The following is a 26469-nucleotide window of genomic DNA, read 5'->3' on the forward strand; positions in this document are numbered from 1 at the left end:
CTCGTGTCACCGGACGCGGCGCGAGCCGGTGACGTCTTCCCTCTCCCGCGAGGGGAGAGGTAAGACAGCGTGCCGCGCCACTCGGCCGGAGCTGATCAGGCGGCCCAGATCACATCGGGCAGCGCTTGTAGACCAGCTCCATCCCGTCCATGCCGGGGAAGATGCGCACCAGCGTGTCGGGGCTGGGCTGGCGGACGCTGAGCTGGACGCTCGACAGCATGATGTCCGAGGCGCAGTTCGCCAGCATGTGGGTGACGGCGCCGGCGGTGCGGCGGCTCCTGATCTCGCAGGTCGTCGCCTTGCCGCGCACGTGGTTGCCGTCGATGACGAAGCCGCCGCCGAACAGCTCCGAGTTGTCCCGGAACGTGACCCGGCTGCCGGCCTTGACGAAGATCTTGTCGCAGGCCGAGCCGTCCGTCGCCCACGCGCCGGAGAGGTCGTCGGCCGCGGCCGGCGACACGGCGAGCCCGCCCGCCAGGGCGGCCGCCAGGACGATTCCGAAGGTTCTCATGGGTCACTCCTTCGTGCGCACCGGCGCACGTCAAATCTTCACTCCGCCGCCGGCTTCGCGTCCGGCTCCACGCCCGCGGACGGCTCCATCGCCGAGGCCGACTCCTGCTTCGGCCGCGCGCCCTTGCGGAGCTTCTCGCGGATGGCCTGGAAGAAGACGTAGAGCGGCGGGATGACGAAGATGCCGAGGAACGACGCGAAGAGCATGCCGCCGAACACCGGCGTGCCGACGTCGCGGCGCGCCAGCTGCGAGGCTCCGGTGGCGATCACCAGCGGCCACAGGCCGAGGATGAAGGCGAAGCTCGTCATCATCACGGGCCGGAAGCGGAGCCGCGCGCCCTCCGCCGCCGCCTCCAGCAACGGCACGCCGCGCTCGCGCTGCTCCTTGGCGAACTCGACGATCAGGATGCCGTTCTTCGCCGCCAGCCCGATCAGCACGACCATGCCGATCTGGGCGTAGAGGTCGAGCGTCAGCCCGGCCAGGACCATGGCGACGAAGGAGCCGAGCAGGCCGACCGTCACCGACAGCAGCACCGGGACGGGAATCGTCCAGCTCTCGTACAGCGCCACCAGGAACAGATAGGCGAACAGCACCGCGAAGCCGAGGATCATCGCGGTCTTGCCGGAGGCCCGCTTCTCCTGGAAGGCGGTGTCGGTCCAGGCGCCGGCATAGCCCGACGGCAGCGTCTTCGCCGCCACCTGCTCCATCGCGGCGAGCGCCTCGCCGGAGGAGACGCCATCGGCCGGCGAGCCCTGCACCGTGACGGCGCGGGTGTTGTTGTAGCGGATCAGCGACGGCGGCCCGACCACGATGCTCGCCTCGGCGAGGCTGCGCAGCGGGATCATCTGGCCGTCCTTGTTGCGGATGTTGACGCGGTACAGATCCTCGACGCCGCGGCGGTCCGCCGCCTCGCCCTGGAGCTGCACCTTCCAGGTGCGGCCGTAGAGGTTGAAGTCGTTGACGTAGAGGCCGCCGAGCGTCGCCTGCAGGGCCTGGAACAGGTCCGACAGCCTGACCCCGAGCACCTGCGCCTTGTCGCGGTCGATGTCGAGATAGATCGACGGGTTGGTGGCCGAGAAGGTGGAGAACACCCGTGAGAGCTTCGGATCCTGGTTGGCGGCGACGAGGAGGCCGCGCAGCACCTGGGCCAGCACCTTCGGGTCGCCGGCCTGCAGGTCCTGCAGCACGTAGGTGAAGCCGCCGCCGGTGCCGAGCCCGATGATCGGCGGCGGCGCGAGCGGCAGCACCGTGCCGCCCTGGATCTGGCGGAACTTCGGCACCAGCCGCTCCATGATGGCGGACGCGGACTGCGACGGATCCTTGCGCTCCTCGAAGTCCTTCAGGGTGACGACGACGAAGGCCGCGTTCGCCTGCGAGAAGTTGTCGATGAAGTTGAGGCCGGTCACCGAGGTGAAGAACGCGATCGACGGCTCCTCCTTGAGGATCGCCTCGGCCTGGCGCAGGACCTCGGTCGAGCGGGCCACCGAGGCGCCGCCCGGCAGCTGGGCCACGACGAAGAAGGCGCCCTGGTCGTCCTCCGGCAGGAAGCCGGTCGGGGTGATCCTGGAGAAGCCCCAGGTGCCGGCGCCGGCGGCCGCGACCGCCACCAGGCTGATCACCGCCACGCGGACGATGCGGGCGGTGACGGCGCCGTAGGCGTCGCGCACCTTGTCGATGCCGCGCATCACGTATCCGATCGGCCCCCGCCGCGGCCCGTGGTGGCGCTTCAGCAGCACGGCGCACAGCGCCGGCGACAGGGTGAGCGCGTTGACGGCCGAGAGGAACATCGCCACCGCCACGGTGACGGCGAACTGCCGGAACAGCTCGCCCGAGATGCCCGGGATGAAGGCGACCGGCACGAACACCGAGAGCAGCACCAGCGTGATGGCGACGATCGGCGCCGTGATCTCGGTCATCGCCTTCTTGGTGGCGTCGGCGACCGAGAGATCGGGATGCTCCTCCATCACCCGCTCGACGTTCTCCACCACCACGATGGCGTCGTCGACCACGATGCCGATGGCCAGCACCACGGCCAGCAGCGACACCGAGTTGGCCGAGTAGCCGATGGCGAGCAGCACCACGAAGGTGCCGATCAGGCTCACCGGCACGGCGACGGTCGGGATCACCGTGGCGCGGACGCTGCCGAGGAACAGGTAGACGACCAGCACGACGAGGACGAAGGCCTCGATCAGGGTCTTCTGCACCTCGTGGATGGTCGCCTTGACGAAGGTGGTCGGATCGTAGGTGACGGTCCAGACGAGGTCCTCGGGGAAGCGCGTCGCCAGCTCGCGCATCAGGCCCTTGACCTCGTCGAGCGTGGTGATCGCGTTGGCGCCGGGCGACTGGTAGATGGCGATCGCCGCCGCCGGGGCGCCGTTGAGCTCGGTGGTCGTGTCCGACGAGGAGGCGCCGAGCTCGATCCGGGCGACGTCGGAGAGCCGCAGCACCGATCCGTCCGGATTGGTGCGCACCACGATGGCCTCGAACTCCGGCACCGTGGCGAGCCGGCCCTTGGTCTGGATGTTGAGCTGCAGGCGCTGGTCGTCGGAGATCGGCCGCGCGCCGATGCGGCCGACCGCCGCCTGCACGTTCTGCGACTGGATCGCCTGGACGATGTCGCCGGTGGTGAGATCGAGGCCGGTGAGCCGGTCGGTCTGCACCCACACCCGCATGGCGTAGTCGAGCGGCCCCCACAGCGCGGCGTCGCCGACGCCGGGCGTGCTCTTGATGCGGTCGAGGATGTTGATGGTGACGTAGTTGGAGATGAACAGCGGGTCGTGGGTCTGCTTCGGCGACGACAGGGCGATGACGCCCAGCATGGCCGAGGACTTCTTCTTGACCGTGACGCCCTGCCGCTGCACGTCCTCGGGGAGGCGCGACAGCGCGATCTGCACCCGGTTGTTGACGTTGACCGTGTTGGTGTCGGGGTTCGTGCCGAGCTCGAACGAGACGATCAGCGTGTAGCTGCCGTCGTCGCCCGACACGCTCTTCATGTAGATCGCCTTGTCGACGCCGACCACCTGCGCCTCGAGCGGCTGCGCGATGGTCGCCTCCACCACGGCGGCCGAGGCGCCGGGGTAGCTGGTGGTCACCGAGACCTGCGGCGGCACGATGTCCGGATACTGGGCGAACGGGATCGCGGCGAGCGAGACGAGCCCGGCGATGGTGGTGACGATGGCGATGACGACGGCGAAGCGGGGACGATCGACGAAGATCGAGGACAGCATCGCTCAGCTCCGGCCGACCGGCTGCACCGGGGTGGCGCGCACCGCGGTGCCGGCGCGCACGCCCTGCAGGCCCTGGACGATGACCAGCTCGCCGCCCTTCAGGCCCGACTCGATGACGATGTCGGCGCCGACCGAGACGTTCGGCACCACCCGCCGCACCGCCGCCTTGCCGTCCTCGACCACGAACACGTAGGTGCCCTGCTGGTCGGCGATGAGGGCCGCCTGCGGCACCAGCACCTTCTCCTCGGGCGTCGCCGTCTGCAGGGTGACGCGGACGAACTGGCCGTCGATCAGCAGGCCGTTCGGGTTCGGCATGGTGGCGCGGGCCAGCACCGTGTCGGTCGACCGGTTCACGGTGACGTCGATGAAGTTCATCTTGCCGGTCTGGTCGTAGGTCGTGCCGTCGGAGAACCTGAGCGACACGGTGAGCTCGTCGGCGGAGCGCTTGCCGCCCTTCTCGGCCGCCTCGGTGAGCGCCCGCTGGCTGATCGGGAACGAGACGTACATCGGATCCTGGCTGACGATGGTGGCCAGCACGCCCGAATCGGGGCCGACGACGTTGCCCTTGGTGATGGCGGTCTTGCCGATCTTGCCGTCGATCGGCGAGGTGATGCGGGTGTAGCCGAGATTGATCCGCGCGGTGGCGAGGTTCGCCTCGGCGCTCAGCACCGAGCCCTTGGCCGAGTTCTCCTCGGCGATGGCCTGGTCGCGGGCCACCACGGTGCCGGAGTTGCGGGCGAGCAGATCCTCGGCCCGCTGGCGCTGCAGGCCGGCGAGCGTGAGCGCCGCCTTGGCGCGCTCCAGCGCGCCCTGCGCCTGCTCCACGTCGGCCTCGAACAGGCCCTTCTCGATCTGGTAGAGCGCGGCGCCGGACTTGATCGTGTCGCCCTCGGTGAACAGCACCTCGTCGAGGAAGCCCTTCACCCGCGCCCGTACCTCGACCTTGTTGATGGCGTCGACGCGGCCGACGAAGTCGGCGGACGGGTTGATCGCCTTGCGCTCGGCCTTGACCACGCCGACCGGCACGGCTTGGCCGTCGACGGACTGGGCGCCGGCCGACGTGGCGAGCCCGAAGGCCGTCACGGCCGCGCACACACCCACCGCCATGGTGCGGGTCCAAGGTCGTCGCATCGTCCCCTCCAGATCAGGCGCTCGGATCGTCCGGCACGACGTCCGGGAATCACCCGCACGGGGGCCGTCGCAGATGATGATATCGCGCCGCCGGCGTGCTGTCCCGGACGGCGACGCGACCGCGGCGCCGCTCAGTGCCCGCCGAGCACCAGCGTCTGTATCGGCAGCAGCAGCGCCTGGATGCGCAGGATCATGGCGTGGACGAGCGCCACCGTGTCGACGACGTGCAGTGCGAGCCACCGCAGCGTTCCGACATGGCCCGAAGCGAGCGCCTCGTGATTGCTCGTGTAGGCGTTGGCGATGCAGCTCGAGCCCGGGGTGACGCCCTCGAGCCCCCCCGCGTAGAGCGGCTCGAGGGTCACCAGGATAGTCCCGGGCCGGGTCACCTGGAGAGGATCGACGAGCTGCTCGCCGCCGCGGAACTGGCCGCTGGCGATGTAGCCCTGCACCCCGGTGACCACCATCGGGATGATGGTCCAGGGCTTGGAGGCGCAGGTAGCCTCGGCCACCATGCCGACCGCCATGACCTGCGCCTCGATCTGGCCGAAGCCGGCCTGCAGGCCGCGCCCGGCCGACGACGCCGGAATCAGGATCCCGGCCGGTCGCATGAGCGGATTGACGATGTCCCCGACTCGCAGCGTGAACTGCTCGACCCGGCCGCTGACGCCGGCCTTCACCAGAGTCTTGCTCAGGTCCACCTCGGCCTGGGCCAGCGCCGCCTCGGAGCTCGCCTTCTGGGCCGGCAGCAGGGTGACGAGGCGGGCCTCGGCGGCGTCCCGCTGGGCCGTCGCCGCGGCGACGCCGCCGCGACGACCGGCGACCATGTTCTCCAGCCGCTCCAGCTCGCGACGGGCGACGATGTCGGGGTTCCGCTTGTACAGCTCCTGTTTGGTGGCGAGCTCGTCGAGCGCCTGCTGGTAGGCGCCCTGCGCCTCCTGGATCTTGCCCTCGGCGGCCACGATGTCGGTCTTGGCGACCACCATCTCGGCATCGACCTCGACGATCTGACGCCGCGCCGTCTCGACGGCGGCCTGCTGCTTGGTGGAATCGAGCCGGAAGATCGGGGCGCCCTCCTCGATCGGCGCGCTGAAGCCGATAAAGACCTCAGCGACCCGGCCGTTGGTCTCCGGCAGGATCGGGACGGTGCGATAGAAGGAGGTGACGTTGGTGGTGGAGGGGTGATTGTAGAACACCACGGTGATGAGCCCGACCGTGAGCATCAGGCAGGTGGTGATGCCCCAGCGCAGCTCGAACCACACCGAGTAGAGCGTGATCTCGTGGCCGAACCGCTTGCCCTGGCGGTAGCGACGATAGAGGTAGTCGGGCAGGATGGTGAGCAGCGAGCAGAACAGAAGCTCGAGCATGGGTCAGCTCCTGGCGGCGACGGTGAGCCCGGGCGCGGCGGAGGGCGGCGCGGCCGTCATGGCGGCTTCGCGCGGCGGCGGGGCAGACGGAGCCGCGGGCGACGCCTCGCCGGCCGCCGGCCGGGCGTGAGCGCCGGTGCCGTGACCGGCCTCCGGCCCGCCGTCGGGTCCGGTCGCCGTCTCGGTCTCGTCGGGCACCCCGGCGCCCCCCTGCCCCGGCGGCACCCCGGCGATCCGCTCGACCGACCCGGCGATCCGGCGCAGCGGGCTGCCGAAGTCCGGCAGATCGATCAGGGCGAGCAGCAGCCCGATGACCCAGAAGATGTGCACATGGGTGAACAGGGCAAGCAGGCCGAGCACGGCGACGATCTCGAACTGCAGCTTCTTCGACTTGTGGGCGATGCGCTCGGGCAGCGTGTGCAGCCGCAGGAACAGGATGCCGACGCCCAGCACCGCCCCGATCAGCGTCAGGGCCATCACCACCATCAGGACGTCGGTGTCGCCCGGGGCCGTGATGAAAGGTGGCAGGTGGTGGGGTGCATTCGGATGCAGAGCACTCATTCCATCTCTCCTGTCGCCGGAACGTCACACGACGGGCGCGCGCCGGAGGGAGATCGTGCGAGATCGCGCCGGCCGGGCGCCCGATCGCCCGCGCCGCGCGATGCCCGTGTCACTTCCCGCCGACGATCTCCTGCGCGACGGCATCCATCACCAGCATCTTCGGCTCGCGGAAGCAGCGGTCCTTCACCTTCCTGATGTTGGTCTCGCGGAACGTCTGCACGTCGATCACGGTCGTGCCCCGCTTGCCGGCATGATAGCCGCTGATCCACAGCGCGACCTGGTCCGGGTTGGCGACCTTGTAGGCCTGCCACTGCTCGCACGTGATCCTGGCGACGTCGATGGTCGTCTGGGCCCGGACGGGCGCCGGCACGAGGAGCGCAGACGCCGCGACGAGCCAGACGACATGCGCTGCGGTCGATCCGTCGTAGGATGTCATTGAACGGCCTCCTTCGTTTCGTGTCGTTCGGAGCCCCCCGCACGACGTGGCCCGTCGTGCCGTCGCCGCCGATCACTCGCTCTTCCGCCCCGCGTGCATCGGAGCATGCAGCACTCCGCCGACCGTCCGATCCGGGCCTCGACTGTCAACTCGTTCGAACGGGACGGTCGGTCGTCGCGTCGCCCACCGACGAGGCCGCCCTCGTCGCGACAAATGATAATCTCGCCACAGTTGGCACCGTCACCAGAAGAACCTCTTAAGCGACGCCTAGTCGATTTGAGCTATAGCGTGAGACGCGGCTTCGTCGCAGGCTGTCAGTCACGGTCCGGCAGAAGCAGAGCCTGGAATCGAAGAGGCGAGGTGCCGAAGTCTGTGTTCCGAGATTCGAGCTCACGATCCGATCAACCTTGATACCGGTCAATGCACTTTCGTCTGGCCAAGCAATTTTTCACGTGATGATGATGTCTCGCCTGGAAGCCGAGCCGGCGCACGAGAGCATCGGCTCTCCCTCGCGACAAGAGCACGAGCAGGGGCGAACCGGGAGTCTGCAATGAAGATCACATCATCGTTATCGCTGGCAGCGGCAATCGTGATGACGACGCTGATCGGCGGCGTCAGCCCGTCGAACGCCGTCGTCTACTGCCAGTACGTCGATTATCCTCCGAGTTGCGTCGCCCGCCCCGGCGTCGTCCTGCGCCCACGGCCGGTCGCGCGAGCCGTCGCGAGGCCGGGCGTCGGAGCCCCGGGCGTCGGCGTGCGGCCGGGAACGCCGATGAACCGCGGCGGCCCCGTCAATCGCGCCGGACGACGTTGACCGGGCCGTTCTCGACGGCGCTCACCGACGGGTCCACCAGGAGGCGCGTGAATGAAGACCACTGAACCATCGAAGGACACCTCGGCATCGGGCCTGCAATCACCCGGCAGTCCGGACGACCTCCTGCCCACCGCCGCGGACTGCCTGAAGACGATCGCGCTCGCCGAGGCAGAGAAGGCCAGCGAGGCGATGCGCCTCAAGGCGCACGAGGAGGCCGAGCAGGCAGCCCTCCTCGACAAGTTCCAGAAGCCGTCCGGCGTCGACGACGCCGAGCGGCTGACGCGCGCCGCCGCGATCGTCAAGCGCGCCGTCGCCAACGGGCTCACCGAGGTGCAGGTGATCCGCTTTCCCAATCGGCTCTGCACCGATCGTGGCCGCGCCATCAACAACCAGGAGCCGGGGTGGGAGACCACGCTGACCGGCCTGCCGAAGGAGCTCTTCGAGTTCTGGGAGGCGCACATGAAACCGCGGGGCTACCGCCTGAAGGTGCAGGTTGTGGAGTTCCCGGGCGGCATCCCGGGCGACATCGGCATGTCGCTCTGCTGGGGTTGACTCGGTCGGGCGCCCGCCCGCCGCGACGAACCGGAAGCGCCGGAGATCCCGCGTCCGGCCGTTACAGTTCCGGGCCGAAGCAACAGGAGACGTCCATGACCACGCAACGGACCGTGTCGGCGCAGGATCCCTTCGGGCTCGGCAGCGGCGCGTTCGACCTCGGTGCGTTCGGCTCCGGCAATGCCGCGGTGAGTGCCGCCGGGTATCTGGTCGACGTCGCCCAGCGCAGCGTGCTGTTCTGGGACGTGCTGCGCCAGCGCGGCAACGGCTATCGCGAGCACATGGCGATGGCCGCCCCCAACGTGCTGAACTATCAGGCCGAGCTGGTCCTGGACGGGCGCACGCTCGAGCGGCCGGTGAACTATGGGCTGGTCCGCGTCGTGCCGCCGGCGGGCGTCGTGATCGACCCGAAGAAGCGCCCCTTTGTGATCGTCGACCCGCGCGCCGGCCACGGCCCGGGCATCGGCGGCTTCAAGGCGGACAGCGAGATCGGCGTCGCGCTCGCCGCCGGCCACGCCTGCTGGTTCGTCGGCTTCCTGCCCGACCCGGTGCCGGGCCAGACCATCGAGGACGTCGCCCGCGCAGAGGCCGTGTTCCTGCAGACCGTGATCGACCGGCACCCGGAGGCGGACGGCAAGCCGTGCGTGATCGGCAACTGCCAGGCCGGCTGGGCCGTGATGATGCTGGCGGCGATCGTGCCCGACCTGTTCGGCCCGATCATCGTCGCCGGATCGCCCTTGTCCTACTGGACCGGCCAGAGCGGCCTCAACCCGATGCGCTACACCGGCGGCCTGTTCGGCGGTAGCTGGGCGACCGCCTTCACCAGCGATCTCGGCGGCGGCCGCTTCGACGGCGCCTGGCTGGTCGAGAACTTCGAGAACCTCAATCCGGCGAACACGTTCTGGAAGAAGCCCTACAATCTCTACGCGAAGATCGACACCGAGGCGCCCAACTACCTGAACTTCGAGCGCTGGTGGGGCGGCCACGTCAACCTGAACGGCGAGGAGATGCAGTTCATCGTCGACGAGCTGTTCGTCGGCAACAAGCTCGCCGCCGGCCGGGTGACGACCTCGAACGGCGTCGCCATCGACCTGCGCAACATCCGCTCGCCCATCGTGGTGTTCTGCTCCAAGGGCGACAACATCACACCGCCCCAGCAGGCGCTCGGCTGGATCCTCGACCTCTACGACGACGTGAACGAGATCCGCTCCTACGGCCAGACGATCGTCTATTCGGTGCACGAGTCCGTCGGGCATCTCGGGATCTTCGTGTCGGGCGGCGTCGCCCGCAAGCAGCACGACGAGTTCGCCAGCAACATCGACCTGATCGACGTGCTGCCGCCCGGCCTGTACGAGGCCGTCTTCACGGCGAAGGACGGCGACACGACCAATCCGGACCTGGCGCACGGCCGCTGGGTGATGCGCTGCGAGACGCGCACGCTGGACGACATCCGGGCGCTCGGCGGCAACACGATCGAGGACGACCGCCGCTTCGCCACGGTGGCGCGCATGTCCGAGACCAACCTCGCGCTCTACAAGACCTTCGTGCAGCCGTGGGTGCGCGCCATGGTGACGCCGCAGGTCAGCGAGATGCTCTACCGCCTGCATCCGGCGCGGCTGCAGTACGAGCTGGTCTCCGACGCCAACCCGCTGACCAAGCCGATCGCCGCCGCCGCCGACTGGATCAGGCAGAACCGCAAGCCGGTCGACGAAGGCAACCCGTTCGTCGCCGCGCAGGAGATGGTGTCGAAGCAGATCGTCGCCGGGCTCGACGCGTATCGCGACATGCGCGACGGCATGACCGAGGCGCTGTTCAAGGCGTTCTACGGCTCGCCCGCCGTGCAGGCCTTCTACGGCATCGACCCGACGTCCGAGAAGCCGCTGCACAAGGCCGGCAAGAGCGCCCTGCACGGCGAGCTGGTCGCGCGCCGTATCGCCGAGCTGAAGGCACACGTCACGGTCGGTGGCCTGCGCGAGGCGGCGGTGCGCGCCATGATCTATGTCGGGATGCCGCGCGGCGGCGTCGACGAGCGCGGCTTCGAGACGGTGCGCCGCATCCGTGCCGCCAACGAGAAGATCGGCGCCGTGCCGCTCGCCGAGTTCAAGGCGCTGCTGCGCGAGCAGTTCTTCCTGCTGCTGATCGACCAGGAGGCGGCCGTGGCGGCGATCCCGTCGCTGCTGCCGGACGACCCGGCCGCCCGTGTCGAGGCGATGACGATGATCCGCGACGTGATCACGGCGGCCGGCGAGCCCAGCGGCGAGGTCGCGCTGCGGCTGGCGCGCATCGGGCGGATGTTCACGGGCGAGGCCGGCCCCCCGGCGCTGACCGTGGTCGGCGGTGGCGACTCCACGGTCCGCGAGGCGTCATAGCTCCACCACCGGATCCGAGGAGGGTTCGCGCCGTGACGACCACCCCCGATCCGGCCGTCGCCGATCCGCCCTCCGTCGTGGCGGCCACGCCGCACGTGCCGCACGCCAAGTACGAGAAGCTGATCGCCGCCGCGAAGGCGCTGCCGCCGGTGCCGACCATCGTCGTCCATCCGTGCGACGAGACGTCCCTGCGCAGCGTCGTGGAATCGGCCGAGGCCGGCATCGTCGTACCGATCCTGGTCGGTCCCGCGGCCAGGATCGTCGCGGTCGCCGGGCGCTTCGGACTCGACATCGCCGGCTTCGAGATCGTCGACGTGCCACACAGCGACGCGGCGGCGACCCGCGCGGTCGCGCTGGTGCGGGAGGGCCGCGCCGAGCTGCTGATGAAGGGCAGCCTGCACACCGACGAGCTGATGCGGGCCGTCACCTCGACCGCGGCCGGCCTGCGCACCGAGCGACGGATCAGCCACGTCTTCGTCATGGACGTGCCGAGCCACGCCGACACGCTGTTCGTCACCGACGCCGCCATAAACATCGCGCCCGATCTCGACGTGAAGCGCGACATCGTCCAGAACGCCATCGATCTCTACACCCGGATCGGCCTCGGCACGCCGCGGGTCGCCATCCTGTCGGCGGTCGAGACGGTGACGACCAAGATCCCCTCGACCATCGAAGCGGCCGCGCTGTGCAAGATGGCCGAGCGCGGCCAGATCACCGGTGGAATCGTCGACGGCCCGCTCGCCTTCGACAATGCCATCGACCCGGAGGCCGCGCGCATCAAGGGCATCCGTTCCGAGGTCGCCGGGCACGCCCAGATCCTCGTGGTGCCCGACCTCGAGGCCGGCAACATGCTGGCCAAGAACCTGACCTTCCTGGCCGGCGCAGACGCCGCCGGCATCGTGCTCGGCGCCCGGGTGCCGATCATCCTGACCTCGCGGGCCGACTCGGTGCGCACCCGCATGGCCTCCTGCGCGATCGCCGTGCTGTATGCCCATGCCCGCCGCGCCGCCCTCGCCGTGCCGCCGAGCTGAACCGCCGAGCAGGACCACCATGGACGCCATCCTGGTCGTCAACGCCGGATCGTCGAGCCTCAAGCTGCAGATGTTCGAGGCCGCACCGGCCGGGATGCTGCGCCGTCTGGTCGAGGCGCGGATCGAGGGCGTCGGCACCGCTCCGCGGTTCCACGCCGTCGCCGGCGACGGCGCCGCCCTGATCGACAGAGCGCTGCCGCCCGAGGCGGTGCCGGACCTGCCTGCGGCGCTGCATGTCGCCGAGGACTGGCTGCGCGGGCAGGCCGGCGTCACCCTCGCCGCGGTCGGCCATCGCGTCGTGCACGGCGGCCCGGCCTACGACAGGCCGATCGTGGTGACACCGGCCGTGCTGGCCGACCTGGAGCGGCTGGTGCCGCTCGCACCGCTGCACCAGCCGCACAATCTCGCGCCCATCCGCACCCTCATGGCGCGGCGGCCCGACCTGCCGCAGGTCGCCTGCTTCGACACCGCCTTCCATCGCGGCCGCGATCCGCTCGCCGACCGCTTCGCCATTCCGCAGGCACTCCACGACGAGGGCATCCGCCGCTACGGCTTCCACGGCCTCTCCTACGAGTATGTCACGAGCCGCCTGCCCGAGGTGGCGCCCGAGATCGCAGGCGGGCGCGTGATCGTCGCCCATCTCGGCAGCGGCGCCTCGCTGTGCGCGCTCGCCGCCGGCCGCAGCGTCGAGACCACCATGGGTTTCACCGGGCTCGACGGGCTGCCGATGGGCACGCGGCCCGGACGGCTCGACCCCGGTGTGCTCCTGCACCTGATGGCCGCCAAGGGCATGGACGCCGGCGCGCTCGAGCACTTCCTCTATCGCGACTGCGGCCTGAAGGGCCTGTCCGGCATCGGCAGCGACATGCGCGACCTGGAAGCATCCGACGATCCGCGCGCCGCGTTCGCCATCGGGGTCTTCGTCTATCGCATCGGCCTCGAGGCCGGCATGCTGGCGGCGGCGCTCGGCGGCCTCGACGGTGTCGTGTTCACGGCCGGCATCGGAGAGAACTCGGCGCGGCTGCGGGCCGCCGTCGCCGAGCGGCTCGCCTGGCTCGGTGCGGTGCTCGACCCGGTCGCCAACGCGCAGGGGCGCAGCCGCATCTCGGCGGCCGACAGCCGCGTCGCGCTCCTCGTGGTGCCGACCAACGAGGAGCTGATGGTCGCCCGCCACACGGCCGCCCTGGTGGTCGGCTCGTCTTCCGTCAGCAGAGGTCCCGCATGATCCCCACCTACAAGGCCAAGATCCACGAGGGCAACCGCGGCCTGATCGTCGGCATCGCCAACGACCAGTCGATCGCCTGGGGCTGCGCCCGCGCGTTCCGGGCGCTGGGCGCCGAGCTCGCCGTCACCTATCTGAACGACAAGGCGAAGCCGCACGTCCTGCCGCTCGCCGAGGAGGTCGAGGCGGAGATCGTCATGCCGCTCGACGTGCGGGCGCCGGGCCAGATGGAGGCGGTGTTCGAGACCATCGCCAAGCGGTGGGGCCGGCTCGACTTCGTGATCCACTCGATCGCCTTCGCGCCCAAGCAGGCGCTGGAGGGCCGCGTCGTCGACGTCGACCGCGACGGCTTCCTCACCACCCTGGACGTGTCGTGCTGGTCGTTCATCCGCATGGCCAAGCTCGCCGAGCCGCTGATGACCAACGGCGGCGCGCTGTTCACGATGACGTATTACGGCAGCCAGCGGGTGGTGACGCACTACAACATCATGGGCGTCGCCAAGGCGGCGCTGGAGAGCGCGGTGCGCTACCTCGCCGCCGAGCTGGGGCCGTCCGGCATCCGCGTGCACGCCATCTCGCCCGGCCCGCTGGCGACCCGCGCCGCGTCGGGCATTCCCGAGTTCGACGAGCTGCTGGAGAAGGCCCGCGGCAAGGCGCCGACCCACAAGCTCGTGTCGATCGACGACGTCGGGCTGGCCACCGCCTTCCTGGCCCACGATGCCGCCCGCCTGATCACCGGCGAGACGCTGTACGTGGACGGCGGCTACAACATCGTCGATTGAGGCGCGCGCGGCGGCGGGCGCGCCCGCCGCATGCTCCGCTCATCCCCGCGCGAGCGGGGACGAACGGTCGAGGCGCCGCCTTTCTGATCAGATCACCTCACGCCGCCCCGATGCGCCCAGCCGCCTCGCGGGCGGCCTCCTCCAGCGTGAGCACCACGGCGCCGGCGTCCAGCGCGCCGTCCAGGAACGTCGCGAACGCGCGCAGGACCGCGCCGCGGCCGACCGTGGCGAGCGGCAGGGCACAGGTCAGCACGCCCCAGCTCACGCTGTCGCGCATCTGCAGAACCTCGTCGGTCCAGTCCTGCATCACGGCGCGGGCGGGCGCCGGCGCCTCGCCGAGCGCCAGCGTGATCGGCATCGCGATCACGGCGCTGTCCGAGGCCGCCGCATCGGCGCCGGCGCGCCGGCGCCGCGGCCACCAGCCGAGGCCCGGGCGCGAGGAGTCGTAGAGGACGCCGGTCCGCTCCAGCCACGCCACGTCGACCGGGGATGCGGCGTCCGCGCGAAACCCGCGCGGGGCCTTGCCGGCGAGTCGGCGGACGGCCTCGACGCCCTGCTCCGCCTCCGCCTCCCCACCCGAGGGCGGGCCGAGCAGCGCGATCTCGTGGCCGTCGCGAACCAGCCGCTCCCCGACCGGCGACGGCCGCGCCGCCGCCGTGCCCGCCACGAACCAGGTCGCGCGCAGGCCGCGGTCCGCCAGCAGATCGAGGACGCGGGCGGCGGCGATGGCCGCGTCCTCGTCCGGCGGGACCGGGAGATCGAAGCTGAGACAGACGAGGTGACGCGGCACGGCGCAGGCTCCGGAACGGCGGCGCGACGCGGCCGTGGCCGGCGCGACGCACCGGGCCGGACCATAGCACGGGCATGGCCGAACGAACCGCTCCCGGACGCATCCCGCCGAACGGCAGCGGGACCGAGCACGTCGGTCGGGTCGCCCCGTCCGCGTGTCGGTCCGCCGGCAGCTCGATGTTTCATCGGGGGATCAATCCGGCCGTTCTGCGCGGAAGAGGTTCCAAACGCCCGGCTTCGATATCGATGAAACGTATCAGGGTATACGGACGGCGATCTCCCGCTGACGCGACAAATCCCCGGTAGTCGACGAAAGGGCCATCTCCATGGCCATGCAAAGGATAGCCGGACGCGCCTGCCGGTCAACGCCGAACAACGCGTAGCCGTCCGGCGCTATCCCGCACATCCTCAGCCTTATGCGAGAATTCGCGGGCCCGCAGCCCCCGGCGGCGGGGCGGACCGGGTCCGTGTAGCCCCGGAAGCTTACGTCATGTAGCCCCGCGACGTTACGTATAGAAAGCCGTTGACACTCACGAGTGTAAAGAGTGCATTACGACTGTGACGTTCGAGGTTTTCAAACAATAGCCTTTTCGAAAGCGACGTGTTTTCGAAAGCGGGACGGTCGTGCCGGCAGTCGCGCCGTCCGGGACCGTGATCCTGCGAGAAGACCCCGACCGGCATCGCGACCGAGCGACGAGGCGTGCGGCCGGTCTGCCGGAACCGCGTTCGTCCGATCGCGACTTCGCCCGGCGGTGCCGGGTGCAGCGGTGGCTCATACGCCACGACGAGCCGGCGCGAAGGCGGTCGCCCGCCTCGCCCCGGCAACCGATGGGAGCTCAGAGACGATGGCTGACCCGAGAAGCATCTCCGGTCTGACGGAGGACGAGGCGCTGGAGTTCCACGCCCAGTTCAAGACCACCTTCACGGCCTTCCTGCTGATCGCCGCGTTCGCGCACGCGCTGGTCTTCATCTGGAAGCCCTGGTTCTGATCCGAGGAGACCGCGATGTCCAATCCGCAGGACGACTACAAGATCTGGCTGGTGATCAATCCGTCGACGTGGCTGCCGGTGATCTGGATCGCCGCGCTGCTGGTCGCGCTGGCCGTGCACGCCTTCGTGCTGAACAACCCGCGCTACAACTTCATCGACCAGAAGACCGCTGCCGAGCAGCAGGTGAAGAAGTGAGCGTCGACGTCCGGTCGTGCACGGCAGCGTGACCGGACGGGGCGAACGAGAACGGGAGCGCCCGCCGGCGCTCCCGTTTTCCGTTCGGCGCAGGCGCCGGACACGGCCTCACCGCCCCCGTAGGAACGGCAGCACGCTCGCCAGGAACTCCTCGGGCGCGGTCTGCGAGCAGGCGTGGCCGCCCCACGGCAGGGCGACGAGATGCGCCCCCGGGATGCCGGCGGCGAGCTCCTCGGAGAGGTGCAGCGGCGTGAGGATGTCGTCGGCGGCGCACACGACCAGGGTCGGTACCTTGATCTCGCCCAAGCGGGCGCGCCGGTCGAAGCCGACGATCATGTCGATGCGGGCCGCGATGTCCTCCTGCTTCGGCGAGGCGGCGTCGTTGTCGGCGACGATCCTGGCGACCTTGTCGGGATTCCGGCTGATCCACAGCGGCGGGTACAGGAACAGCGGCCCCGCCTCGTTGTAGGCGGGCACGCCGATCTCCGTGAGCATCCGCCGGCGTACCTTGAAGCAGTGGGCGAAGTGCGGGTCCGGCCCGGCCCAGCCGCCGTACAGCACCAGCTTGTCGAGCCGGCCCGGATGGTCCTGGGCGATCACCTGGCCGGCGGCCGCGCCGGTCGAGTGGCCGATCAGGCTGCACGACCGGCAGCCGAGATGGTCGAGCAGCGCGACGAGGTCGCCGGCGAGCGCCTCGACGCTGTGCACGGTGCGGCGCGAGCGCGACCGTCCGGTCGCCATGTGGTCGTGCAGGATCACCGTGAAGGCGCGCGACAGCACCGGCACCAGGTTGGTCCAGTAGGCCGCGGCCCCGCCGAGCCCGGACACCAGCGCGAGCGGCGGACCGTCGCCCACGACCTCGTAGGGGAGTTCGCCGTCCGGGCGTTCGAGCATCGGCATGGCAGAGGTTCTCCTGGTCGGCGGCGCGGCGCGTGGACCCGCCCGCGCGCTACTCCGGCTTGACGTTGGCGGCCCGGATCAGCTCGGCCCACTTGGCGGTCTCCGCCTTGACGAAGGCGGCGAACTCCTCCGGCGTGCCGCCCGCCGGCTCGCTCGCCTGGGAGACGATGCTGTCGCGCACGTCCGGCGTCTGCAGGATGGTGTTGAGCTCGGCGTTGAGCCGGGCGACGATCGCGGGCGGCGTCCCCTTGGGCGCGATGATGCCCTGCCAGTTGTACGACTCGAAGCCCGGCAGGCCGGCCTCCGCCATGGTCGGCACGTTCGGCAGCAGGCTGACGCGGTGGCTCGAGGTGACGGCCAGCGGCGTGATCTTGCCGGCCTCGATCGACGGCAGCGCCGCGTAACCCATCTCGAACATCATCGAGATGTGGCCGGCCAGCAGGTCGGTCGCGGCGTTGCCGCCGCCCTTGTAGGGCACGTGGACGATGTCGATGCCGGCCTGACGGCCGAACATCACGCCCGACAGGTGATGGGCGCCGCCGACGCCGGACGAGCCGTAGGTGATCTTGCCGGGCTCCGCCTTGGCCCTGGCGATCACGTCGGCGACGCTCTTCATGCCGAGGCCGGGGGCCGAGCTGAGCACCAGCGGCGAGCGCTCGATCAGGATCACCGGCACCACGTCGGTCGCCGGGTCGTAGGGCAGCTTGCCGAGCAGCGAGACGTTGACGGCGAGCGGGGCGAGGTTGCCCATGCCGATCACCGAGCCGTCGGCCGGCGCCTTGGCGATGACGGCGGTGCCGAGCACGCCACCGGCGCCGGTCTTGTTGTCGATGATGATGGTGGCGTTCAGCGCCTTGCCGAGCTTCTCGGCGATCTTGCGGGCACGGATGTCGGCGAAGCCGCCGGCCGCGTAGGGCACCACCAGGGTGACCTGGCGGGCCGGATACTCGGCGGCGGGCGCCGGCGCCTGGGCACGTGCCGCCGGGATGGCGAGCAGCGCGGCGGCGAGAGCGAGAGCGACGGTACGAAGAACGGACACGACGGGCTCCTTCCAATCGGCCGCCGTCAGGCGGCGGCCTCACAGACCATGTCGGCGGGAACGCGGACGACGCCTTCCATCAGGCATCGGGCGCTGCGGCTGAGGACGGCCTTCTCGACCGTGACGGTGCCGTCGCGGGCCGCGGCCTCGGCACCGACCGGCAGCACGCCGGAGGCGTGGCCGAGCCGCACCATGCGGTCGGGCGCGGCGACGCCGCCGAGGAGGCCCGACACCAGCGTGCCGGGCAGCGCGGCGGCGACCGCCAGCGCCACCGCGCCGGTGCCGGTCAGCGCGTGGTGCAGCTTGCCCATGGAGATCATGCGGGCGACGAGATCGACGTCGGCCGCCGCGACGGCGCGGCCGCTCGCCGCGACGTAGCCGGCCGGCGGCCCGACCAGCGCCACCTTGGGGGTCGCCGGGCGGCTCGCCGTCGCCTCGTCGGCGGTCCGCGCGAGCCCCATGGCGACCGCGCCGGCGGCCCGCACCGCCTCGCAACGGGCCAGGAACGCAGCGTCGCCGTTGGCCTGCGCCTGCGACAACGCCGCCGGCACGCCGAGCGCGGCGGCCGCGACGATCACGGTCGGGTTGCCGGCATCGACGAGGCTCGCCTCGACGCGACCGAGCCCGGGCACGTCGAGCACGTCGACGGCACGGCCGGTCGGCAGCACGCCGGCGACGCCGCCGCCCGGGTCGATGAACTCGAGCCGGATCTCGGCGGCCGGAAAGGCGACGCCGTCGAGCAGGAAGTCGCCCTCCTCCACCACCTCGCCGTTTCGCACCGGCACATGGGCGACGATGCGCTTGCCCAGATTGGCCTGCCACAGCCGCACGGTGCGAATCCCGTCCGGGCCGGCCGGCACCAGCCCCTGGGCGATGGCGAACGGCCCGACCGCCGTGGTGAGGTTGCCGCAATTGCCCGACCAGTCGATCAGCGGCGCCTCGATCGCCACCTGGCCGAACAGATACGCGACGTCGCAGTCCGGCCGCGGCGAGGGCGACACCAGCACCACCTTGCTGGTGCTCGAGGTCGCCGCGCCCATGCCGTCGATCTGCTTGCCGTAGGGATCGGGGCTGCCGGTGACGCGCAGCAGCACCCGGTCGCGCGCGGCCGGGTCGGCCGGCAGGTCGCGGGCGTGGAAGAACACACCCTTGCTGGTGCCGCCGCGCATGTACACGGCCGGGATACGCGACGCGGTCATGACGGATCCTTCGGGTCGCGGCGAACGCCGCGCCTCACCATGCCGCCGCCGCCGATGCGCCGCAAGAGGCGACGGGTCCGGTCGGCGCCTCTGCACCGACACGCCGGAACGGGGTCCCCGGAGAACCGCCGGACGAGACTGCCCCACCCTCCGCTCGGTCCCGCGCAAGTGCGGACGAGCGGACACCGGGAGCGAATCGTCGCCATCGAAGACGCGCCGGCGAAAAAAACGCGGGAGCGCTCCGCGCCGCGCCCGGGCCACGGAGCGGCGGCGCGGAGCCGGTGGCCAACCCCGGGACAAAAGCGCTAGTGAACGGCCGTGCGGCCGGCGACGCGGCCGCGGGAGACTTGCGAATGACATATCTGGTATCCGCCGATCTCGAATCGGTGCCGGCCGGCCGGCGCCTGCGCGCCCTGCTGGCGCGCCCCGGAATCCTCGCCATGCCGGGCGCCCACAACGGGCTCGCCGCCCTGCAGGCCAAGGCCGCGGGCTTCGACGCGCTCTATCTCTCCGGCGCCGCCATGACGGCGTCGATGGGCCTGCCCGATCTCGGCATCATCACGGTCGACGAGGTCGCCTTCTTCGTCCGCCAGATCGTCCGCGCCTCCGGCCTGCCGCTGCTCGTCGACGGCGACACCGGCTACGGCGAGGCGCTCAACGTCATGCACATGGTGCGCGTCTTCGAGGACGCCGGCGCCGCCGCGGTCCATGTCGAGGACCAGCTCCTGCCGAAGAAATGCGGCCACCTCAACGACAAGAAGCTCGCCGACCCGGCCGACATGGCGGCCAAGATCCACGCCGCCGCGCGGGCGCGGCGCGACCTCGTCATCGTCGCCCGCACCGACGCCGCGGCGAGCGAGGGGCTCGACGGGGCGGTGGCGCGGGCCAGGCGCTACGTCGAGGCCGGCGCCGACGTGATCTTCCCCGAGGCCCTCACCACGCCGGAGATGTTCCGGGCCTTCGCCGAGCGGATGCCGGGCGTGCCGCTGCTCGCCAACATGACCGAGTTCGGCCGCACGCCGTTCCTCACCGCGAGCGAGTTCGAGGCGCTGGGCTACCGAATCGTGATCTGGCCGGTGTCGGCGCTGCGCTGCGCCGCCCGGGCGCAGGAGGAGCTCTACGCCGCGATCCGCCGCGACGGCGGCGCCCAGGCGATGCTGCCCCGGATGCAGACCCGGGCCGAGCTCTACGCCACCATCGGCTATGCCGAATACGAGGCGCTCGACCGGTCGATCGTCACCACCGTGATTCCGACGATGCCGGCGGGCGGCGACACGCGCTGATCGCTTGCAACACGGCCGGCTGCGGCTAGTGTGGTCGATCGGCACAAGGAGGCGGCCCGCTTGCCCAGGGATTCGGATCAGGACGGCGATCGCGCCGGCGCCGGCGTCCGCTCGGTGCAGCTCGCGCTCGACGTGCTGGAGGCGATCGCCTTCTCGGGCGACGAGGTCGGCGTCACCCAGCTGGCCGAGCGGCTCGACGTCACCAAGGGCTCGGTGCATCGCCACCTACACACACTGGTCGAGCGCGGCTATCTCACCCAGAACCCGGCGACGACCCGCTACGCCATCGGGCCGAAGAGCCGGCTGCTCGCCCGCTTCGCGCCGGATACCGACCTGACCCAGGTCGCCGAGGCGCCGATGCGCGAGCTGCGCGACCGGCTCGGCCACACCGTCGTGCTCTCGGCGATGACGCCACGCGGCGCCCTGGTGCTGACCACGATCGCCTCGACCTCGCCGATCGAGATCGGCGTGCGGCCCGGCAGCGAGCTGCCGTTCCACGCCTCCGCGCAGGGCAAGGTGCTGCTCGCCTTCGCGCCGCGGCCCGTGCAGGAGCGCATCCTGGCGCGCAAGCTGGAGACGTTCAACGGGCGCACCATCGTCGAGCGCGACGCCATCGAGGCCGAGCTCGTGCGCATCGCCCGGCAGGGTTTCGCGTCGGCGCCCGAAGAGGTGCTGCTCGGCATCAACGTGATGGCGGCGCCGATCTTCGACGAGCGCGACGGCTGCATCGGCGCGCTGGCGATCGTCGGCTCCATCCAGTACCTGCCGGAGGCGCCGGACGACGAGACGGTGGCGGCCCTCAAGGACTACGCCCAGCAGATCTCGCGCCGCTTCGGCCAGGGCCGCGGGCCGGGCCTCACCATACCGGCCGCCGCCCCGCGCGCCCGCCGCGGCGGCTGACCCGGCCGCGAAGCATCTTCTACGAGGCGTCCGCCAGGAGGCGTCGCGGGCGGTCCGTGACCTCGGCGGCGATCCGCCCGGCGATCGCGTCGGCCGGCATCGGCGCGCCGAACAGCCAGCCTTGCGCCTGCGTCACGCCGGTGATGCGGACGATCTCGAGCTGGCCCGGCGTCTCGACGCCCTCGGCGACCACGGTCATCCCGAGACTCAGCCCGAGCGCCGTCGCCGAGCAGACGATGGCCGCGCAGTCCGGCCGGGTGAGGACGTCGCGGGTGAAGCGCCGGTCGATCTTCAGCTTGCCGAACGGGAACATGGTCAGATAGGCGAGCGACGCGTAGCCGGTGCCGAAGTCGTCGAGCGCGACGGCGACGCCCAGGCTCTTCAGCCGGTGCAGCACCGAGACGTTGCGCTCCTCGTTCTCCAGCAGCACCGTCTCGGTGATCTCGACCTCGAGCCGGTCGGGCGGCAGCCCGGCCTCGCGCAGGGCCTGCTCGATGCTCTCGAGGAGGCCGGGCCGGCGGAACTGCACGGCCGAGACGTTGACGGCGACCTTCATGCGGCCCGGCCAGCGCGCCGCCTCGGCACAGGCGGTGCGGAGAACCCACTCGCCGAGCGACGTGATCAGGCCGGTCTGCTCCGCCAGCGGGACGAACTCCTGCGGCGTCAGCAGGCCGCGCTCGGGGTGCTGCCAGCGCACCAGCGCCTCGACCGAGCAGACGCGGCCGGTGGCGACCTCGACGATTGGCTGGTAGTGGACCCGGAAGTCGCCATCGGCGAGGCTCCGGCGGAGCTCCGCCTCCAGACGACGGCGTGCCTCGACCTCCGCCGTCATGGCGGGATCGTAGCAGACGAACCCGCCGGTGCCGGCGGCCTTGGCCCGGTAGAGGGCGAGGTCGGCCTTCTTCACGAGGTCGACCGGGTCGTCGCCGTCGTCGGGTGCGAAGGCGATGCCGATGCTGGCCCGGACCACATGGGTGTCGCCGTCGACCCGGTGCGGCAGCGCGAGCAGCTCGGCGATGCGCTCGGCGAGCTCCGCCGCCTCGTCGCGGGCGGACCGGCGGTCCGGCCCCGCGCCGGCGTCGCGCCGGAGCGACCGGATCACCGCGAACTCGTCGCCGCCGAGCCGCGCCAGCATGTCGTCGCCGCGCGCCGCCTGGGCGAGCCGGATCGCCGTCTGCCTCAGCACGGCGTCGCCCACCATGTGCCCGACCGAGTCGTTGATGTCCTTGAACCGGTCGAGGTCGATCATCAGCACGGCGAACGGGGTCCCGTCGGAGCGGAGCCCGAGCCGCGCCGCCTCCAGCCGGTCCAGGAAGGTCGCGCGGTTCGGCAGGCCGGTGAGCGAGTCGTAGCGGGCCAGGAACGCGATGCGCTCCTCGTGGCGGTGGCGGTCGGTGACGTCGTCGTGCGTCTCCAGCCGGCCGCCGTCGCCGGTCGGCCCCTCCGTCACCGCGATCACCCGGCCGCTGTCGAGCTCGACCAGGACGGTCGACGTCCGGTCGGTGTCCGTGGCGAAGGGATCGTCGCCGGGCGGGAAGCTCGTCTCGATGTGCCGCTTCGTCTTCCGCATCCGCTCGGCCAGGACGGCGTCGCGCGACCACCCGGGACCGAGCTCGGCCGGAAGCCCCCAGATGCGGCGGAACTCGTCGTTGCACACCCGCAGCCGGCCGGCGGCATCGAACATGCAGAGGCCCTGCGACATGGACCGGAGGGTCGCGGCGAACTGGGCGTTGGTGTCGAGGAGCCGCGCGTTCGAGAGCGCGAGGGACTGCGAGTGCGCGGCGAGGTCGCGGCGCGAGACGGCGAGCTGACGGAGCTGGCGGGCGAGCACGATCAGCAGGGCGAGCTGGCAGGTCAGCAGCGCGACCGCCCCGAAGGCCGCATAGGCCGAGCGCGACCGCCACGCCGCGAGCACGCCCGCCTCGGGCGACGTCACGGCGAGAACCAGCGGCAGGCTCGGCAGCGGCTGCACCGAGACCCAGCGGGTGACGCCGTCGAACGGGCTGGACGGCGAGCGGTAGCTGCCGCCGCCGGCGGCGACCTGACCGTACCACGGCGAGCCGGCCGGGAAGCGGCGGCCGGCGCTGTGCGCGTCGGCGGGATAGCGCAGCAGCACCGTGCCGTTGCGGAGCGACAGCGTGAAGGTCTGGTCGGGCAGGAACCCGGCCATCAGATACAGGCGATCGAACCAGGCGGTCGCGACGCTGACCATCACGATGCCGCGGAACCCGCCGTCCGCCTCTTCGATCCGGCGGGCCAGCACCATCACCGACTCGCCCGAGATCCCCATCCGGGTCGGAAGCGACACCTGCAGCGCATCGCGGCCGGCACCGCGGAGCGCGTCGAAATAGTGGGTGTCGGCCACGCCCGGCGCCGCACCGGGCACCGGGCGGGAGGAGCTGACGATCCGTCCGGAGGCGTCGGCGATCGCCATGCAGACGGTGTGCGGCATCGCCTGGATCTTCGCCGCCATCCAGTCGCGCAACGCCTGGGCGCTGAACTGGCCCCCGAAGTCGTCGCCCGAGGTCACCGCGAAGATCTCGGCGAGCTCCCGGTAGTCGCGGACCACCCCGTCGACCTCGCGGATCGCGTGCTCGATCTGTCCGGCCAGGAACGCCGCGGTGCTGCGATCGCTGCGCACCGCCTGGGCGATGGCGTCGGACCGGCTCTGCCAGACCGACAGCGCGACCGCCAGGGTGGCGACCACGCAGACGAGGAGCGCGCTCACGAAGACGGTGCGGTGGCGAACGGGGTCGGCCGCCTCGGTCATCGTCGTCCCCTCGTCCGCCGGCCGCGCCGGTGCGGTCGCCCGGTGCCGCCGGCGCGGGTCCGGTCGGGATGCATGCGGTCAGGCCGCCCGCACGGTCGCCAGGAAGGTCGCGAGCTCGCGGGCGAGCGCGTTGCTGTCCTTCGACAGCGACTGCGCCGACGACAGCACCTGGGCCGAGGCCGCGCCGGTCTCCTCGGCGCCCTGGTTGACGTCGGTCACGTTGGCGGCCACCTCGGTGGTGCCGCGCGCCGCCTCCTGGACGTTGCGGGCGATCTCGCCGGTGGCGGCGCCCTGCTCCTCGACGGCGGCCGCGATGGTGGAGGCGATCTCGGCGACGCGCCCGATGGTGCCGCCGATCTCCTTGATGGCCGCGACGGAGTCGTCGGTCGCCGCCTGCATGCCGGCGATCTGGGCCGAGATGTCGCCGGTCGCCTTGCCGGTCTGGGCGGCGAGCGCCTTGACCTCCTGGGCGACGACGGCGAAGCCCTTGCCGGCCTCGCCGGCCCGGGCCGCCTCGATGGTGGCGTTCAGCGCCAGGAGATTGGTCTGCTCGGCGATCGCCGTGATCAGCTTGACCACGTCGCCGATGCGCCCGGCCGCCTGGGACAGCTCGCCGATGCGGGCGTCGGTCCGCTCGGCCTGGCGCACGGCCTCGGCGGCGATGCGGGTCGACTCCTGCACCTGCCGGCTGATCTCGTTCACCGAGGCCGACAGCTCGTTGGTCGCGGAGGCGACGCTCTGGACGTTTCCGGAGGCCTGCTCGGAGGCGGCCGCGACGGCGCCGGCGCGCTCCTGGGTGGTCTGGGCAGTGCGCGACAGGGTGCCGGCCGCCGCCTCCAGCTCGGTCGCCGCCGAGGAGACCGCCTCGACGATGGTGCCGACCGCGCCCTCGAAGCGGTCCGCCATGCGGGCCATGTCGGCCTTGCGGGCGGCGGCGGCGTTCGCCTCCGCCTCCTGCTGCGCCCGGCGCAGCCGGAGCGTCTCGAGGCCGTTCTGCTTGAAGACCGCGACGCTGCGGGCCATCAGCCCGACCTCGTCCTTGCGCTCGGTCCCGGCGACGTCGGCCTCGAGGTCGCCGCCGGCGAGCCGCTCCATGGTGCGCGACAGCACGCCGAGCGGGCGGGCGACGCCGAACTGCGCCACCGCGAAGGCGAGCGCCAGCACCAGCAGGGCGGCGGTGCCGATCGCCGTGACGGTCAGGCGGATGGTGTCGACGACCGCGGCGGAGGCTTCCGCGGAGCGGCGGTCGAGCGCCTGCTCGACATTCGCGGTGATCCTCTGCATGTGCTCGCGCAGGGCTGCCGTCGTCGCCACCATCGCCTTGGCGAGCCGCAGGGCTTCGACATTGTTGCCCGCCATGGACGCCTTGGCGACCGCGGCGGCATCGGCCTGCAGCGCCTCGAACCGGGCGAGGGCGTCGTCGAGCGGACCGACGAAGCCGGGCAGGTTCTGCTTGGCGGCGGCGATGTGGTCGACGAAGCGCTTGCGGTTGGCCGCCATCTCCTCGGCGGTCCGCCGCATGTCGGCCATGTCGGTCTCGGCGATGATCCGCCACGTCAGGCGCCCGAGGTTGAACACCTCCTGGTTGGCGCGCTGGCCGGACTTCATGCCGGACACGTCCCGGACGAGGATGTCGCTGTAGCTCGCATCGACCGCCGCCATGCGGGTCGAGGTGAACCACACCGCACCGCCCACGACCGCCAGGAGAAGCACGAAGCAGCCGAGGATCTTGTAGAGGATCTTGACGTTGGACAGAGACATGGGTCGCTCCCGAGGCGGCCGCGCCCGCGGCGCCGCCGCCCTCCGTGGTGATCGTTCGAAGTCAGATGTCGCCGGCGGCGCGCTTCCGGCGGCCCGGCTCGGACCGCCACCAGCCGCGCTCGCGCCGGGTCCAGCGGGCCGGCGAGGCGGACACGCCGGCGTCACGGCTGCCATCGCCGTGCCCGTCCTCGGTCCACCCGCCCGCCTCCGGCGCGCCGGAGCCGCCGCCGCCGCGCTCGAGGGCTGCCTCCAGCCGTTCCAGATCGGCCAGCACGGCCTCGTGCTCGGCGCGCAGCCGGGCGAGCAGCTGCCGCCGCCGGCCGGCCTGGCCGTCGCCCGCCGCGGCGTCCGCGCCCGGAAGCGCGGCGACCATCTCGGTGATGCACCGGGAATAGGTATCGAGAACCGTGCCGAGGCGGGGCAGGTCGGCGCGGAGCACGCACAGGGCCATGCGCTCCAGCTCGGTGCGCGCCTTGCGCCGGTCCGGTCGACGGGATCGTTCGGAAATCGTCATCGCGGGTCCGCTGGTCTGCCGATGAATGTCGCGGCAGGGTCCGGCCCGGATGGTTTCGCGTTTCTTACTTCCAGGCGGTCGTGGCTGTCAGATGACGGTCAGGCGGGATCCGGAGCAGAAGACGGAGGTC

At 71.4% G+C, this 26469-nt stretch carries 22 protein-coding genes and 1 pseudogene; 10 read left to right on the forward strand and 13 right to left on the reverse strand.

Annotated elements, in window-relative coordinates:
- Nucleotides 1-109: 109 nt before the first annotated feature.
- The 6 genes from J2S22_RS06215 to J2S22_RS06240 form a co-directional block, all read right to left on the reverse strand.
- Nucleotides 110-511 carry a hypothetical protein gene (locus J2S22_RS06215; protein ID WP_272778348.1) on the reverse strand — a complete coding sequence of 134 codons (402 nt, stop codon included), beginning with the start codon at nucleotides 509-511 and terminating at the stop codon, nucleotides 110-112.
- Nucleotides 512-549: 38 nt separating this feature from the next.
- Nucleotides 550-3738, reverse strand: a complete 3189-nt coding sequence (locus tag J2S22_RS06220; protein ID WP_272778347.1) for an efflux RND transporter permease subunit — start codon at nucleotides 3736-3738, stop codon at nucleotides 550-552.
- Between the two features lie 3 nt (nucleotides 3739-3741).
- The gene (locus tag J2S22_RS06225) at nucleotides 3742-4869 is read right to left on the reverse strand and encodes an efflux RND transporter periplasmic adaptor subunit (protein WP_272778346.1); all 1128 of its coding nucleotides are present in this window, start codon (nucleotides 4867-4869) and stop codon (nucleotides 3742-3744) included.
- A gap of 131 nt (nucleotides 4870-5000) precedes the next feature.
- Nucleotides 5001-6233 (reverse strand): HlyD family secretion protein, encoded by a 1233-nt coding sequence (locus tag J2S22_RS06230; RefSeq protein ID WP_272778345.1) that lies wholly within the window; start codon nucleotides 6231-6233, stop codon nucleotides 5001-5003.
- 3 nt (nucleotides 6234-6236) lie between these two features.
- Nucleotides 6237-6794 (reverse strand): hypothetical protein, encoded by a 558-nt coding sequence (locus tag J2S22_RS30890; protein ID WP_370878181.1) that lies wholly within the window; start codon nucleotides 6792-6794, stop codon nucleotides 6237-6239.
- Nucleotides 6795-6903: 109 nt separating this feature from the next.
- Nucleotides 6904-7230 carry an HdeA/HdeB family chaperone gene (locus J2S22_RS06240; protein ID WP_272778344.1) on the reverse strand — a complete coding sequence of 109 codons (327 nt, stop codon included), beginning with the start codon at nucleotides 7228-7230 and terminating at the stop codon, nucleotides 6904-6906.
- A 550-nt stretch (nucleotides 7231-7780) separates the two neighbouring features.
- Here J2S22_RS06240 and J2S22_RS06245 point away from each other — a divergent pair.
- The 6 genes and pseudogenes from J2S22_RS06245 to fabI all read left to right on the forward strand — a co-directional run bounded on the left by J2S22_RS06245 (nucleotide 7781) and on the right by fabI (nucleotide 14000).
- The gene (locus J2S22_RS06245) at nucleotides 7781-8044 is read left to right on the forward strand and encodes a hypothetical protein (protein ID WP_370878182.1); all 264 of its coding nucleotides are present in this window, start codon (nucleotides 7781-7783) and stop codon (nucleotides 8042-8044) included.
- Nucleotides 8045-8095: 51 nt separating this feature from the next.
- Complete coding sequence (locus J2S22_RS06250; protein WP_272778343.1) at nucleotides 8096-8596, forward strand: hypothetical protein; 501 nt, start codon at nucleotides 8096-8098, stop codon at nucleotides 8594-8596.
- 95 nt (nucleotides 8597-8691) lie between these two features.
- The gene (locus J2S22_RS06255; protein WP_272778342.1) at nucleotides 8692-10965 is read left to right on the forward strand and encodes a DUF3141 domain-containing protein; all 2274 of its coding nucleotides are present in this window, start codon (nucleotides 8692-8694) and stop codon (nucleotides 10963-10965) included.
- Nucleotides 10854-11996, forward strand: a pseudogene (locus J2S22_RS06260) (phosphate acetyltransferase); the annotation flags it as partial. The gene J2S22_RS06255 and the pseudogene J2S22_RS06260, both read left to right, overlap by 112 nt.
- 19 nt (nucleotides 11997-12015) lie before the next feature.
- Nucleotides 12016-13221 carry an acetate/propionate family kinase gene (locus J2S22_RS06265; RefSeq protein WP_272778340.1) on the forward strand — a complete coding sequence of 402 codons (1206 nt, stop codon included), beginning with the start codon at nucleotides 12016-12018 and terminating at the stop codon, nucleotides 13219-13221.
- Entirely contained in the window at nucleotides 13218-14000 is a 783-nt protein-coding gene (gene fabI, locus J2S22_RS06270; protein ID WP_272778339.1) for an enoyl-ACP reductase FabI, read from the forward strand. Before J2S22_RS06265 ends, fabI begins: the two co-directional genes overlap by 4 nt.
- A 97-nt stretch (nucleotides 14001-14097) precedes the next feature.
- Here fabI and J2S22_RS06275 read toward each other — a convergent pair whose 3' ends face one another.
- A complete protein-coding gene (locus J2S22_RS06275) occupies nucleotides 14098-14790 on the reverse strand; it encodes a polysaccharide deacetylase family protein (RefSeq protein WP_272778338.1) in 693 nt (230 codons plus the stop codon).
- 844 nt (nucleotides 14791-15634) lie between these two features.
- Here J2S22_RS06275 and pufB point away from each other — a divergent pair.
- Both pufB and pufA read left to right on the forward strand, forming a co-directional pair.
- Nucleotides 15635-15778, forward strand: a complete 144-nt coding sequence (pufB, locus tag J2S22_RS06280; RefSeq protein ID WP_272778337.1) for a light-harvesting antenna LH1, beta subunit — start codon at nucleotides 15635-15637, stop codon at nucleotides 15776-15778.
- Nucleotides 15779-15793: 15 nt separating this feature from the next.
- Nucleotides 15794-15973 carry a light-harvesting antenna LH1, alpha subunit gene (gene pufA, locus J2S22_RS06285; protein WP_272778336.1) on the forward strand — a complete coding sequence of 60 codons (180 nt, stop codon included), beginning with the start codon at nucleotides 15794-15796 and terminating at the stop codon, nucleotides 15971-15973.
- 108 nt (nucleotides 15974-16081) lie between these two features.
- Here pufA and J2S22_RS06290 read toward each other — a convergent pair whose 3' ends face one another.
- The 3 genes from J2S22_RS06290 to prpF are packed head-to-tail and all read right to left on the reverse strand — an operon-like array spanning nucleotide 16082 to nucleotide 19111.
- The gene (locus tag J2S22_RS06290; protein ID WP_272778335.1) at nucleotides 16082-16873 is read right to left on the reverse strand and encodes an alpha/beta fold hydrolase; all 792 of its coding nucleotides are present in this window, start codon (nucleotides 16871-16873) and stop codon (nucleotides 16082-16084) included.
- Between the two features lie 49 nt (nucleotides 16874-16922).
- On the reverse strand, nucleotides 16923-17912 hold the full coding sequence (locus tag J2S22_RS06295; RefSeq protein ID WP_272778334.1) for a Bug family tripartite tricarboxylate transporter substrate binding protein: 990 nt from the start codon (nucleotides 17910-17912) through the stop codon (nucleotides 16923-16925).
- 26 nt (nucleotides 17913-17938) lie between these two features.
- Entirely contained in the window at nucleotides 17939-19111 is a 1173-nt protein-coding gene (prpF, locus tag J2S22_RS06300; RefSeq protein WP_272778333.1) for a 2-methylaconitate cis-trans isomerase PrpF, read from the reverse strand.
- A 353-nt stretch (nucleotides 19112-19464) separates the two neighbouring features.
- Between prpF and prpB the strand changes: the two genes are divergently transcribed.
- On the forward strand, nucleotides 19465-20394 hold the full coding sequence (gene prpB / locus J2S22_RS06305; RefSeq protein ID WP_272778332.1) for a methylisocitrate lyase: 930 nt from the start codon (nucleotides 19465-19467) through the stop codon (nucleotides 20392-20394).
- A gap of 60 nt (nucleotides 20395-20454) precedes the next feature.
- Nucleotides 20455-21294 carry an IclR family transcriptional regulator gene (locus J2S22_RS06310; protein WP_272778331.1) on the forward strand — a complete coding sequence of 280 codons (840 nt, stop codon included), beginning with the start codon at nucleotides 20455-20457 and terminating at the stop codon, nucleotides 21292-21294.
- Nucleotides 21295-21313: 19 nt separating this feature from the next.
- On the opposite strand, the gene J2S22_RS06315 is transcribed toward J2S22_RS06310, so the two are convergent.
- The 3 genes from J2S22_RS06315 to J2S22_RS06325 form a co-directional block, all read right to left on the reverse strand.
- Entirely contained in the window at nucleotides 21314-24064 is a 2751-nt protein-coding gene (locus J2S22_RS06315) for a bifunctional diguanylate cyclase/phosphodiesterase (protein WP_272778330.1), read from the reverse strand.
- Nucleotides 24065-24142: 78 nt separating this feature from the next.
- The gene (locus J2S22_RS06320) at nucleotides 24143-25825 is read right to left on the reverse strand and encodes a methyl-accepting chemotaxis protein (protein ID WP_272778329.1); all 1683 of its coding nucleotides are present in this window, start codon (nucleotides 25823-25825) and stop codon (nucleotides 24143-24145) included.
- 61 nt (nucleotides 25826-25886) lie between these two features.
- Entirely contained in the window at nucleotides 25887-26339 is a 453-nt protein-coding gene (locus tag J2S22_RS06325; protein ID WP_272778328.1) for a hypothetical protein, read from the reverse strand.
- Between the last annotated feature and the right edge of the window lie 130 nt (nucleotides 26340-26469).

This window comes from Rhodoplanes tepidamans (genome assembly GCF_030813915.1).
Lineage (GTDB): Bacteria > Pseudomonadota > Alphaproteobacteria > Rhizobiales > Xanthobacteraceae > Rhodoplanes > Rhodoplanes tepidamans.